Origin of the sequence: Vibrio cyclitrophicus (genome assembly GCA_023206055.1) — a bacterium.
Classification (GTDB): Bacteria; Pseudomonadota; Gammaproteobacteria; order Enterobacterales; family Vibrionaceae; genus Vibrio; species Vibrio cyclitrophicus_A.
On record CP065366.1, the window covers coordinates 2106897 to 2120625 of the forward strand.

The 13729-nt window shown below is 41.7% G+C and carries 10 protein-coding genes; 6 read left to right on the top strand and 4 right to left on the bottom strand.

The window, feature by feature from the left end; genetic code table 11:
• Positions 1-656: 656 nt before the first annotated feature.
• Positions 657-1382, top strand: coding sequence for an N-acetylneuraminic acid outer membrane channel protein NanC (locus ITG09_09435; GenBank protein UPR50939.1), 726 nt, complete (start codon positions 657-659; stop codon positions 1380-1382).
• 137 nt (positions 1383-1519) lie between these two features.
• On the opposite strand, the gene ITG09_09440 is transcribed toward ITG09_09435, so the two are convergent.
• The 3 genes from ITG09_09440 to ITG09_09450 form a co-directional block, all read right to left on the bottom strand.
• Positions 1520-2236 carry a 3'-5' exonuclease gene (locus ITG09_09440; protein ID UPR50940.1) on the bottom strand — a complete coding sequence of 239 codons (717 nt, stop codon included), beginning with the start codon at positions 2234-2236 and terminating at the stop codon, positions 1520-1522.
• The gene (locus tag ITG09_09445) at positions 2236-4098 is read right to left on the bottom strand and encodes a CBS domain-containing protein (protein UPR50941.1); all 1863 of its coding nucleotides are present in this window, start codon (positions 4096-4098) and stop codon (positions 2236-2238) included. The genes ITG09_09440 and ITG09_09445 overlap by 1 nt, the downstream gene beginning before the upstream one ends.
• Before the next feature lie 282 nt (positions 4099-4380).
• Positions 4381-5100: a FadR family transcriptional regulator gene (locus ITG09_09450; protein UPR50942.1), complete on the bottom strand. Its 720-nt coding sequence runs from the start codon at positions 5098-5100 to the stop codon at positions 4381-4383.
• A 342-nt stretch (positions 5101-5442) separates the two neighbouring features.
• Between ITG09_09450 and ITG09_09455 the strand changes: the two genes are divergently transcribed.
• The 3 genes from ITG09_09455 to ITG09_09465 all read left to right on the top strand — a co-directional run bounded on the left by ITG09_09455 (position 5443) and on the right by ITG09_09465 (position 8630).
• Positions 5443-6219, top strand: coding sequence for an SDR family oxidoreductase (locus ITG09_09455; GenBank protein UPR50943.1), 777 nt, complete (start codon positions 5443-5445; stop codon positions 6217-6219).
• Between the two features lie 173 nt (positions 6220-6392).
• Entirely contained in the window at positions 6393-7115 is a 723-nt protein-coding gene (locus ITG09_09460; protein UPR50944.1) for a FadR family transcriptional regulator, read from the top strand.
• Positions 7116-7262: 147 nt separating this feature from the next.
• Positions 7263-8630 carry a polysaccharide biosynthesis C-terminal domain-containing protein gene (locus ITG09_09465; GenBank protein UPR50945.1) on the top strand — a complete coding sequence of 456 codons (1368 nt, stop codon included), beginning with the start codon at positions 7263-7265 and terminating at the stop codon, positions 8628-8630.
• Positions 8631-8854: 224 nt separating this feature from the next.
• Here ITG09_09465 and ITG09_09470 read toward each other — a convergent pair whose 3' ends face one another.
• Complete coding sequence (locus tag ITG09_09470; protein ID UPR50946.1) at positions 8855-9892, bottom strand: polysaccharide lyase family 7 protein; 1038 nt, start codon at positions 9890-9892, stop codon at positions 8855-8857.
• A gap of 526 nt (positions 9893-10418) precedes the next feature.
• Between ITG09_09470 and ITG09_09475 the strand changes: the two genes are divergently transcribed.
• Both ITG09_09475 and ITG09_09480 read left to right on the top strand, forming a co-directional pair.
• Complete coding sequence (locus ITG09_09475; protein UPR50947.1) at positions 10419-11279, top strand: porin; 861 nt, start codon at positions 10419-10421, stop codon at positions 11277-11279.
• Positions 11280-11471: 192 nt separating this feature from the next.
• Positions 11472-13271 carry a hypothetical protein gene (locus ITG09_09480; GenBank protein ID UPR50948.1) on the top strand — a complete coding sequence of 600 codons (1800 nt, stop codon included), beginning with the start codon at positions 11472-11474 and terminating at the stop codon, positions 13269-13271.
• Positions 13272-13729: the final 458 nt, after the last annotated feature.

Genomic DNA, 13729 nt, shown 5'->3' on the forward strand with positions numbered 1-13729 from the left:
GCACTTCAACAATTTCTTCTTTGTCGCCGATTAAAACAAGGGGTAACTATTCGAACCCTGTTCATTTCTATCGGTTCATATTTATATAGCAGGCTATGTCACTGCCTTACCTACTACATTTCAAACCTTCTCTGCTTGAGCTTCAAATCACCTCAAGCAAATGCCTCATGCTCTTAAAGAAGTTGGTTTTAATCCATTTAGCTTCAAGACCATTCTTACTTATTCGGCTTCACACCGTCAGTTCGTGTAATCAACACAGCAAAGTTATGTGTTGCTACAGAAAGTTAGTAAATAATAATGTATTACAAATAAAAATGACATATAAAGATTAATTTTTTTGCTGTAGCGCACATTTATTGATGAACAAAACCCTTAAAAATCGCTATTGGAAAACAAATAAATCACCTAAAATCATCAACTTATCAGGCCAAACTAACTTTGTAACCCTTTGTAAATGGTGATTTCGACGTCACAACACGATCTAATTCACAGATCATACGCCTTCAAATCGTTAGCATATTTGTATTATTTAAATGCAAAAGAAATTAGAAATAACTAAAAAATTATTTCAAAAACAAAATGCATTGAAGACAGAATTACTCTATTTGGCTCGTAATTATGGCCAATACTCACCCTATAAATATGGAATTAATACCATGAATAAAACTAAAATCGTGATTGCTGTGGCATCTGTACTCGCTGCTGGCTCTGTGTCTGCTGCGTCTTTCGATATGAGACACGAATACAAAAGTCATACAGATCAACACGCTACCCGTGTAAAACTTGGCGATAGCATTGGCAACTTCCTTGTAGATATCGAAGCGAAATTCAAGGGAGAAGACGGAAAATTCATGGAAGATTTGAAGAATAACGGTTGGGAACTTGGCCTAAATTACCGTCATGTACTAAACGATAACTGGACCATGACTTACGGTATGCCAATTGAAGGTCGTGAATCTGGCGTTACCTATAAGCCTCAAGTTCGTGCAACATACAAAGTAGATAGTGTTGATGGTCTAAGCCTAAGTGCTCGTTACCGTTACGATATGAGACAAAACACTAGCACCACTGAGTATCAGATCGACGATAATGATGAGATTGTCGGTGTTGAGAAAAACATTGAAAACCAACGTCGTCACCGTCTAACGGCAAACGTTAACTACTCAATGGAAAACTGGCGCTTTGGTTTTGAAGGTAACTACTACAAAGCCGATGGATACGACATCTACGACAACGACGATACCAACTACGAGTTGAACGCAAGTATCCGCCATATCATGGGTCAATGGGCACCGTATGTAGAATTTGGTGATGTTAGCACTTCATCAACAAAAGCAACTCGTGAACTGCGTAGCCGTGTTGGTCTAACTTACAGCTTCTAAGCTGCACGACTTATGAAAAATCTGAGATAATTACTGTCCTAATTTTCTAAGACCTAAACAAAAGCCAGCTTAATTGCTGGCTTTTTTCCTTTAAAATCAGTTCAGTAAAATAGAGCCGAGTACTTGAACCCCTTTCCCTAGTGGCTGATCCGATAGAGAAAGGCAACAGTCACATCATTGTTCGGGACCACTCGCTTCTGCTGAGCTAAAAGTAATTCTGCAGTTGACACAGCATCCGCTAGGGCGTTATGGCTGTTATACTCGGGAAGCCCATACCTGTGTCGCGTGCCCGCTAGAGTTAAGTCCACCTCTTCATGGTTACTGATTGCTTTCTCCATACTCTTTTCGATACACAAGGTATCAAGCCAAAGCAAAGGAATCGCTCTTAAACCGTAACAACGAAGAAGATATTGGCTAATAAACTTCTCTTCGACCACACAAGCGTGCGCGACAATGATCTTGCCTTTTGCTGCTTCGAAAAAAGTCAGCATCGCATCATGAATAGACGCGCCCTCTTCCAACATTTGCGGCGTAATATGGTTAATGACAGCCGTTTCAGCATTGATCTGCGAATCGTTATTAAGATAGATATGCTTGGCTGACGCCAAGTCGATTCTCCCCTTAACCACATTGACCCAACCCATAGATAAGATAAGGTCTTGTTCGCTGTCTAAGCCTGTGGTTTCAAGATCTAAAACGATGTATTCGCTGTCTTTGGCCAAGTCCGTCATCTCAGGGCAAGGTTGTTCAACGAGATCATGTAACGCTTCTGGCAACTTAACCGTACCCAGATATTGCTTACGCTTACGTTTAATTCGTTCAAGCGGGTGAAAATAGTTTAACAAGGCTTTCATTAACGTGCTCCGAAACGAATCTTCGCTGCTTCTTGAAGGTCGGCAATGATCCTAAAGGCATCTTTCAAGTGTTTACGCTCAAAGCTACCAAAGCTATCTGGGTTGATGTTGTTGTCAGGCACATCCCCGTTCTTCAACGCTTCAAGTTGATGACCAAAACGGAAAGAGAGAATGAACTGATAAGCACCCAGAATGTTCTTGAATGCGTCGTCGCTCAGCATGCCTTTTTCATTGGCAGCTGCGAAACGTTCGTCAGTCGCCGACAAGTCGCACTCCACAGCAAGGCCATAAATACGTGCTAAGTCGATAATCAAGTTGATCGCGTACTTCTTCACGTTCAACGTTTTCTTATTCTCACCTGACTTCTCTAGTACCAAACTATTAAAGATGCCAAGTGGTGGGTTGGTATTGACCGCGTCTTTCACTAGCGTGCTTAAAAACTCACGGTTACCGCGAATATTACTATGCAATTCATCACGAAGAATGCCTTCGTACTCACTGTTGCCATAGATAGTACGAATTTCTAGGAACACACTAATGTTAAGCAAGCGTTCGTACTCTGGGTTAGCTACCCACTTCTTGTAGTAATGCTTCCAAACGCTGAGTGGCTGACACCATTTTGGCGTCGCGGCCATAAATTTGCCTGGACATAATGGGTAGTGACAGCTTGCTAAGCCGTTGGTCACCATCATAGCTAAGTGTTTGAAGTAAATACGGTCACTGTCTGTTGCATCGTCGGCCAGTACAATCGCGCTGTCTTGATCCGACAACATGTGGACTTCGTTACGCGCGTGCGATCCCGCTACGATCCAAGAGAAATCACACGGCGGTGGACCTAACTTATCAATCGCTATCTGAATCAACCGGCGAGTGTAGGCGTCCATAATCATGGTCATTACTTTGCCAACGGTTTCAGGGGCAACCTTGCCTTCCACCAGCGCTTCAAAAATAGCTTGGCGCTCTGAAGTGAAAGAAGACATAGTTTTCACGCTGCCCGCGTATTTAATCTTCTCAATCAAGAAAATCGCTTGAACACGGTGGTTTTGAACCAAATGAGACGTAGTAAGAAGACCAACGACTTTATTCTCTTTCACAACTGGCAAGTTACGGATATTGAATTGCATCATGATAGACGCAGCATGCAGCACTAAATCATCCGGTTTAACCGTAAGTGGAGAGTGCGTCATTACCTCAGAGATCAGGCTATCAGTACTGACACCATGGGCGATCACTCGCTTGGTCATGTCTCGGTCGGTGATCAAACCAACAATGGTTTCACCTTCATAGATCACAGCACATGGCGAGCGTTGATGAAGCATTTCAACCGCAACTGATTGGATGCTTTGCTCAGACTTAACAATCGCCACCTGCCCGCTGGCCACTTCCTCAACCTTACGAATGAACAAGCCTTTCTCTTTATTTGACCAGACCACGTCCAGAGCTGATTTTAAGCGAACCTGCGCCTGTGAAGCAAAGTGTTCAGCGCAACTTGGAAAGGCTTTGAAAAGCGTTTGAAGTGCCGAGTGTGGAATCACATAAAGCAAGGTGTTCTCGATTGCGACAGCTCTATAGCCCTTTTCGTCGTTGACTTCAGAATCTAAAAACGTAAAGCCGAACAAATCTTCACTGCCTAAACGTGCGCGGAGCACACCGTCCGATTTTCGTTGCTCCATCGAGCCCGTTCGAATGATATAGAGCGACTTCTCTTTACCCGACTCACACAGATCAACCACATCCCCTTTGCCGAGGTAAGTGATCTGAACATTAGAGGCAAGCTCACGAAGCGCTTCTTTAGGGATCTTATCGAATGGGTCGATTTGACCTATGAATTGAAGAATATTTGGCAGTAGAGACTGGGGCATAATCACACTCACAATAATTTAATTAGTATTATTATATAATTTAAAATACTGGTTACTAGTGCTTTTAACGAAACAGCAAATAATAGATTAAATATTGGACATCAATCAGGTTTTCATCAAATTTGGATGCAAAAAAAGCACGTATGAAGCGTGCTTTTTAGAGATCACTGTTTAAGTTAGCTTTATATAACCGTAATTTTAAATTTGACGACCCGGGTTTTACGAGAATTACCTCTCGTCAATAATGCAAAACTATCAAAGCTAAAATAACAATAAAAACAATTAGCTAGCGGCTGGTAGCCTGTGGTTTGTTTCCAATAAGTGACTTGCTGACGCATGGCGCGCTTTGTCACTATTACCTGCCATAATTGCTTCATAAATCTGGCGGTGTTCGTTAATACAAGTACTTCCCTCTTCAGAAGAGTGAGAAATAAAGTTAACAAACATCGTGGTTAAGATGTTACCAAATGGAAGGTAGAAGTCGTTACCTGTTGCATTGAAGATCAAACTATGGAATTTCATATCAATATCTAACCAACGTTCTTGATCAAGAGTTTCTTCGTTAGAGATTTCTACCATTTGTTGGAAAATACCTGATAGTTCAATGCGTTGTTCTGCACTCGCGAACTGAGCGGCTAAAGCACACGCTTCTGGTTCAATCGCTCGGCGTAACCCCAAAAACTGATGACAGAATTGGTCTGTGTCGGCCAAACCGTCCATCCATTCAATCAATTGTGGATCTAAGAAGTTCCAGTACGCACGGTCAACAACGCGAGTACCAATCTTGGGGCGAGATTCTAATAGGCCTTTTGAAGTCAGAAGCTTAACGGCTTCTCTTAATGCTGTTCTACTGATACCAAATTGCTCACACAGAGCCATTTCACCAGGGATAATAGAACCTTGAGGCAAATTGCCCGACAAAATACCACGGGCGATTTCACGTGCAACTTGCACATGAAGGCTTCGCTTAGAGCCTGAAATAGAATTGAAAGAGCCAGCCATGTGTCTACTTACTTATTAGATATGTATTATTTAACCCGGACTATAGCACTGATTTATATCTGCACCAACTTAGTATAAGAATAACGTGAGGTCACTCCTGATATGCTCTAGAGCAATATTTCACTCACCCAACACCTATTAAGCACATAAAACCCTATGAGCTCATTAATTCATACAAATAGTTCTTATTTACACTTTTTGAGTATGCGTGAACTCACAAAACCACTCTTACTCTCACTATTTCTGTCGTTAATGATCGGTTTTGAGATGAACATCCTTGAATATAGCAAGTGTTATTGTATGATTTATTAACGCAAATAATCTACAATATAGGCGACTCTGATGTTTAACGATTTAAAAGGCAAACGCATTCTAATTACTGGCTCGACCGCTGGTATGGGCTTAGCTACCGCACGTATTTTTGCTAAGTACGGTGCAAAGATTGGCATCAATAGTCGTGCTTTTAGCCCGAAAGTCGATGACGTTATTACGGAACTCACTGCACTGGGTGGCGATGTTGCATTTTTTCCCGCAAACCTAATGGACACATTAGAGTGCGAAAGGTTGGTCAAAGAGTTCACTGACCATTTTGGTGGCATGGATGTATTGATCAACAACGCAGGTGGCCTTGGTGGTCGCGCCAACCTAGAAAATATCGATGATGAATTTTATGAGCGCGTAATGAACCTTAATGTTCGTTCTGCACTAATGACAACCAAGTTCTCTATCCCTCACTTACGCGCTTCTGCTGTTGAGTCGGGGCAAACATCGTGTGTTATCAGCACGGGTTCGATTGCTGCTCGCGAAGGTGGCGGTGTGGGGGCTGGCATCTATGCAGCTTCAAAAGCGTGGTTACACGACATTCACCGTAACTGGGTGAAAGAGTTTGCGAAAGACAATATCCGTTTCAACATTGTTTCTCCGGGCACTATCGATACTGCATTTCACGATGGTAAAAGCGACGAGCTGAAATCAAACATTGCTAGCAACATCCCAATGGGACGCTTTGGTGATATTGATGAAGTTGCCCCTTCATTTGCTTTCTTTGCATCGCACGCTTGCAGCGGTTACATCACAGGTCAAATCCTAGATGTTAACGGCGGACAAATTACACCTTAGTTAGCTGGTTTGTATAAGCTCACTCAGCAATTTAAGTTCGCCACACTATATAAAGTCAACAGACCCTAGTAGATGAGGAAAACCTCACACTAAATTCGACGTATACACTGACATCAAACGCCAGATTCGTCTGGTTTTTTTTGTTTTTAAAGTTTCAATTTCAGGTGGTTTAAATGTCAATATTTACATTGGTGGAAGATTCAAGCCGCCGAATTCATGTTCAAGTGGCGAGGCAAATTGCTCGCAAGATCTTGTCAGGCGAGTTAGAAGAAAATCAAAAGTTACCCAGCGAAATGGAGTTGTGCGATATCTTTGGCGTGAGCAGAACTGCCCTTCGAGAATCAACCAAGTTACTTTCGGCAAAAGGATTGATCGAGTCAAAGCCGAAAGTGGGCACTCGAATCAAACCAAGAACGCAGTGGCACTTCTTAGATCCGCAATTGCTATATTGGATTCAAGACTTAGAAGATACCAAGCCTTTCTTGTCTCAATTCTTAGGCTTAAGAAAAGCGATTGACCCGGAAGCGTGCGCACTGGCCGCAACCAACGCAACTGTCGAGCAGCGCAAAGAGCTTTCAATTCTTTTTCAAAAGATGACCATTGCAGCAAACAGCTTTGATTATGAAGAGTGGACAGCTAACGATCACCTGTTTCATCAAACGATTTTCCTATCAACAGGTAATCAGTTCTACATTCCGTTTGCTAACATTTTATCGACGATTTTCAAGCAATTTATCGACCATTCAGCTGAAGGCGGTCGCTTCTGTTTGGAAGAACACAAAGCGATTTACGACGCGATAATGTCAGGAAATGCCAAGCAAGCTCGTATTGCTTCTCAAGCTTTGCTAGACGATGAGAACCAAAAGCTGTCTCGGGTTGAACTCGCCATGGCATAACCAAGATCGACCAACTGACTCGTGTATCTCAATACACGAGTCAGTCACATTTTAGCGTCCAATTTTTTACTATCCATACCGTAGTGTTTAATCTTTAAACCTTGAAGTCGGGTCATCTCTGAGAAAGCTCACGGTTATACACATAAGGTGTTGTTTGTGTCTTCGCAATCGTACGTAAGGAAAAACTTCTCTCTCGCCTGGCCACTCGCCTTAAACGCATTACTGATGCAGTCGATGTTGATGATCGACACACTATTGGTTTCTCCGCTTGGTGAAATACCTCTTGCAGCGATGGGCATTGCCACGACCATCATCGCGTTTGTGCTAGGGATTCAAATGGCGTTGGCCAATGGTACGCAACTTGTTCTCAGCCGCGCAGTCGGCTCTGGTGTCACCTCTTCGCTATCCAAAGCATTTTGGGCGGGTCTATTTATCAATGTTGGCGTCGCATTGATGTTTTGGATTCTGCTGACCTTTTTTGAACAACCTTTAATTCAAGCATTAACCGACGATAAAACACTTCATCTTGAGATTGATCACTATCTGGACATCTCAAAATATCTGGTGATCTTCACAGCATTAACACAAGTGATCATTGCCTTGTTTAATGGGCTGGGCAGAACTAAAGTCCCGTTTAAAGGTTACTTGATCGAACTTCCAGTCAACGCCGTGCTCTCTTATGTGCTCATTTATGGTTTCTCAAACTTTGAAGGCACTGGCGTGCAAGGTGCAGCACTTGGTAGTGTCATCGCCATCACAGTTCGTCTTGTGTATTTGATTCTGTGTGTGCATTACGATTCGTCTGTGTCACTGAAGCTGGATACTGAAAAGTCTGAGTTCATCACCAACATCCGCCGTCACTTTATTGAAATATTCCCTGTCGCTGCGAATGTGACCATGCTTTCGATTGGTGCGACGATCTATCAGTTGTTGTACTCACAACTCAATATCAATGCTTACGTGGCGATTACCTTGGTGATGCCGTGGATCCGTGCCGGCACTCAATTCATTACTGCTTGGGCTCATTCCTCAGCGATTACTATCAGCCAAGCGATCGGTTCGAAAAAAATGGATGACCTGACCAAAAACGTTGATACCAGTATTGATGTTGCAGTTGGCATCTCTGTGGTTTGTGCGGTGATGTTTGCAGGTTTAAGTTTGGTGATTGGCGATATTTACTCAGAGCTTGACGCCTCTACTTATCAAGCTTTGGCTATTATTGCCCCACTCTACATCTTTTTGCCAATCGTTCGTGGTTACAACACCGTTCACGGTCACGTATTAAGAGCACTCGGTAAAACCACTGACGTTTTCAAAATCAACTTTACTGGCCAGTGGGTCATTTCAATCCCACTGTGTGCTTTGATTATCTTTGGCTTAGACGGCTCTATCTTTTGGGCATTTGCTATCCAACCATTTGAAGAGATAGTCAAAGCCTTCCCATTCCGTCACTTGGCACGCAAATCTCTTAAAGAGTTTGATGCCAGCAAAGCTAAAGAGTTGATGTATGACTAAACTCGGTATCGAGTTGTCATTCTAAAATCTTTCTACTCTTTCTGATTACAACCTTGTCTTTTGACAAGGTTGTATTGTTTTTAGCCGTACGTTTTATTGGTTGGCTTCAATCCCTTCCGCTGATACCCAGCTCATATAAAACAAAAAGACCACTCAACATTCGGTTAAGTGGTCTTCGAAAACATTTGGCTGTGTTTAAGCTAGCCTACTGGTTACGCTAGGTATTATTTACCGTTCAACTTAAGTGCAGAGAAAGTCACACTGTTGTAATCGCCATTCTTTTTATCGACAGCGAAATCACCCGTGCCGCCACAACCAGGGCCCCATACAGGGTGAGAATCGCTCACGCTGCATTGGCCGTATGCGCCCGCTTTATAATAGAAATCATCTTCAGCATAACCCGTTGGTGAGTCAAGCTCATCAATGCCCTTGCTTAAGTCAATTTCATACTTAACCGTATCGTGACGCTCTGTTTCAAACGTCAGGTACATCATGGTGCCTTTCACTTCCACTTTGTAGCTAAACTCTTCACCAAGAGCAATCCCCGCTTCACCTGGTTCTGCTGGGTTTTCCCAAGTGTTGCCCCAAACAGGATAAGCGATGTCGGCACGGTTAGGATCTTTCTTCTCTAGGTTACGTTCATAGTTCCAAAATACTGAGCCCATTTCTTGGCCCGGAAACTTCTTGTAGAAGATCTTCAGTGGTTCATTACCGTGGCCGTAACCTGTTTTTGCTTTGATCAAAGCATCATGTTTCTTCGCGTGTATCTGACCAACAACTACCGAGTGAGCCGGGTACTTTTCTGGGTACTTAGCATTAATCGCAACGTGATTCACTTTTAGTGTTGCTTCCAGTGTTCCGCCAACCGCACTGTACTCGCTTGCATCTGGGTGGCTAGATAATGCCCACTGGTTGCCTTTGTCGGCCGTATCGATTGAGAAATCCGCGCCGCGTGGCATCTGGCGTAACTCAGAGCGCGCGTTTTTCGAGTTTTTCGTCGTAATCGCTTGGTTTTGTACTTCAAAGACGAGATTACCGTCTTTATCGAGATGGAAGAAATCACTATGTGAGTAGCTCATCATAGCGACCCCTTCTATTTCATCAACACGACCATCTTCATTAATATCCGAAGGAATCGTTATTTTCCAATTACGCATATCAAACTTATCAGCAGGCACTGGATCAGAAACACCGTTATTTGCAAAAGTAACCATTGGCACAGTCGCTAATAACGCCACTGCTAATATGTTTTTCTTAAACATGACTCATCCTTTATTGTTAACAAATACCAAGCAACACTCTCAGTATAAAAACTACGTTCAAACACCAATTCGTAATAATGACTATTTATTCGACCTAAAAAGAAACAATATAAAAACAACTAACCAACATAACCACAACGACAACTTTGAAATAGCTGACCTTGAATTTACCGTGTAAGTGATTACACCCATAAACTAAATATGTAAGTTTTATGCCATTAATAGTTATGAACTGAATTATTTGTCTTATTTTAACACATAGATATCAACTAACTTACGACGTTTATAAATATGAGATCTAAGTCATTATCGATTTAGAAAACAGCGTGATAATTGGGATATTCATAGCATTTAGCTATATATTTGGGCGATTATTCAGAAGTTTTTGATAGATCTCACAGAAATTTCATCCGGTAATTAATATCATATTTGTCATACATTAATTTAATACCATGTAAGGTATTGATTTGTGAGCCATGGGTACATTGGATGTATCCAAAATAAAAAATAATAGTGAGACAAAGGTATGAATTCTGTTACAAAAATTGCTGCAGCTGTTGCATGTACTCTTTTAGCAGGCACTGCTACGGGTGCAACTCTTGATTATCGTTACGAGTATCGTGCTGCGACGGATTATACAAAAACAAATGGCGATACTGCTCACGTAGACGCTCGCCATCAACACCGAGTTAAGCTAGGTGAAAGCTTTAAACTGTCAGATAAGTGGAAGCACTCTACAGGTCTAGAACTTAAGTTCCACACGGATGACTCTTACTATGATGCAGATTCAGATTCTGTTAAATCAGCAAACAGTCGAAGCTTTTATAATGGTAACTGGTACATCTATGGTATGGAGATAGATAACACTGCGACATACAAAATAGATAACAATTGGTACCTGCAAATGGGTATGCCTATTGCTTGGGATTGGGATGAGCCTAATGCTAACGATGGCGACTGGAAGATGAAGAAGGTTACATTTAAACCTCAGTTCCGCGTTGGCTACAAAGCAGACATGGGCTTAACGACTGCCATCCGTTACCGTCACGAGTATGCTGATTTCCGTAACCACAACCAATTTGGTGACAAAGATTCAGAGACTGGTGAGCGTTTAGAATCAGCACAAAAATCAAAAATCACACTAACGGGTTCTTACAAAGTTGAATCTCTACCGAAGCTTGGCCTTTCTTACGAAGCAAACTATGTAAAATCTCTGGATAACGTACTTCTTTATAATAGTGATGACTGGGAATGGGATGCTGGTTTAAAAGTAAACTACAAGTTCGGCTCTTGGAAACCTTTTGCTGAGATCTGGTCTTCTGATATCAGTTCATCCTCTAAAGACCGCGAAGCAAAATACCGTGTTGGTGTTGCTTACTCATTCTAATTAGAAAATAGTCATTTATTAAAGTACCCCTCTCCTCTTGTTAAATTTTGGGGCATATTTTAAGCACTTTATTTTAAATAAAAGGATGTTCTAATTAATGTTAGTTACATCCTTATAAATACTTAAAGACTATTCATTACTTATCTCTCATATGGTTGACATATGGATTTAATATCATAAAGAGAATATTTTATGCAAATTTCTAAAGTCGCTACAGCTGTCGCCCTTTCGACAGGTTTATTATTTGGTTGTAACAGTGATGGTTTACCTATCCCAACGGAACCTACTCCCGATCCTGGTACTCCGACTTTAACTGCGGGTTACTGGCAAATTAGTGATAGTAACTCTAGCTCAATATCTGCGTCATCTAACGCAGACCTTCCAAATGTGTATGTTTTCCAAGAAGACGGCAACCATAAATACTATGACGACGATGACAACTTAGGCACATACACAATTAAAGATGCAAGTGCATCTACAAATAACTATGATGAAGAAGCAGGTACCGTCTCTTTTACTTACTATGAAACAGGATCATCCACTCTTGAAATTTTGGATGGTGTTTTCACCCTAGATGATTCGGGCGCTCTGGTAGTTACTGATAATTCTTCAGGAATCAATTACTCTGGTTCAGATCAAACTGAGGTCGAAGGCGTGCAAGATGCTGTCACTGACGCCAATGACCTAGTTGGTATTAACGGCTACGTTCAAATTTTAGATACAAACCATAATGGTAGTAAAACTGACTCAGGAGAGCTACGTTTAAAATTGTCTGACAGTAGTACAGGTGCAACTGTAGATACTATTGCATCAGGGAAAATGACTGTAGATCTAATCTACCAAGTGGACGAAGATACGACAGAAGAAGAAAACACCTCAGGTAATAACGCATACATTAGTCTCTTTGCTTCAGGTACATCTAATATCAACCTGCATGGTGAAGTCATTTTCAACGCTGGGGAAATTTTCTACCGTTCTACGGTGGTTGAAGATGGTAAACCTCAAATTTCTGATGAGCCTGTTGGTACTTACACTTTAGGCGAAGACCTAGCTGTTGAAATCACTTGGGCTGACGGTTACTACAGTTTCAAGGTAAATGACAACGTATACGACAATGATGGAAACGGTTTTGAATCTTTTGATAAAGCTGCAGTTACTGTCATATCATTAAAGCTTGGTGATACTTCAAACACAACGCATTTCGAAATGATCGCGGATAACTTTAAAGTTTACTCACACGACACGACTACTGACGAGTTAGTATTTGAAGATGATTTTAATGGTTACCCTAATGGTCACTCTTTATCAGGTAACCCTTATAATAGCGCCACAGCTGAAGCAACTGTTATTGTTGACGGTGACAGCACTGATCCAGACCCTGAGCCGGGCGAAGTTACAGACAACTTCGATTCTTATACTGTAGGTACGCAGATTAATTTGGCTAACTCTGCATACCAGACAAAAGGTGTTGATGGGGTTTTAAATACAGCAGTAATCAGTAGTGACTTTGCCAAGTCGGGCTCTAATTCTTTGCGCATAGAAGATGGTGCGGACTCAACCACTGATAATAACAAACCTATCGTTGGTCGTGACTTTGCGAATGGCGCAGCAGAAACTGGCTCTGTTTCTACATCTGTATACATCCCTAGCGATGGCTATGTAAAAGCATCATACATTTTCTTGGGTTCTAATAACGATGCATCATCTAGTGGTCGCTTCACTGAAGTTGTATTTACATCTAGTATGATTAAATTCCGCGACGAAACAGGCAGCCAAGTTGACCTTGCTTCATACTCAAAAGACACATGGGTAGATGTGACCATCAAATGGGTAAATGATGATGTTACAGTAAATATTGATGGCACAGATTATTCTGGATTAAAGGCTGAAAATGCAGGTAGTTTCCCGACCGCTATTGCACTATATACTGGTGACAATGGTTCAAAAGGGACATACACCTACTTTGACAACCTAGATTCAGACTTGTTCTAGTTCTCACTAGAAAAGCCAGGCTCGATTGCTAGATAAAATAAATCCCTATCAACATATTTGATAGGGATTTTTTATTCCTAGCTGAAGAATAAAAAGCAGACTGGCGATTCAACTAAGCTCTCTGACTCAGCGGAACTTTACTTCATCATTGAATAAGCACCGATGCCACAAGTAAGGGATGGCCGCTGCCTTCCTACTTATTTAGCCCTATCAACGCCCTGTATCTATCATATATAGATAAAAACCCTCAGTTCTATACCCAGCCCACAAATTATTATTCAGCGTCACCGTACCATTACAATCAGAGCATTTACGGCCTGCAAGCAATTAACGCTAAAGCGTATACCCTTAAGCTGTTAGAGTCGTTTGATTATCGACTTGAACCTGCCTATGTATTTCATAGAGAATAAGAGCAAATTGAGTGATGGCCAACCCTACCCTTCTAATTTTGAACGAGT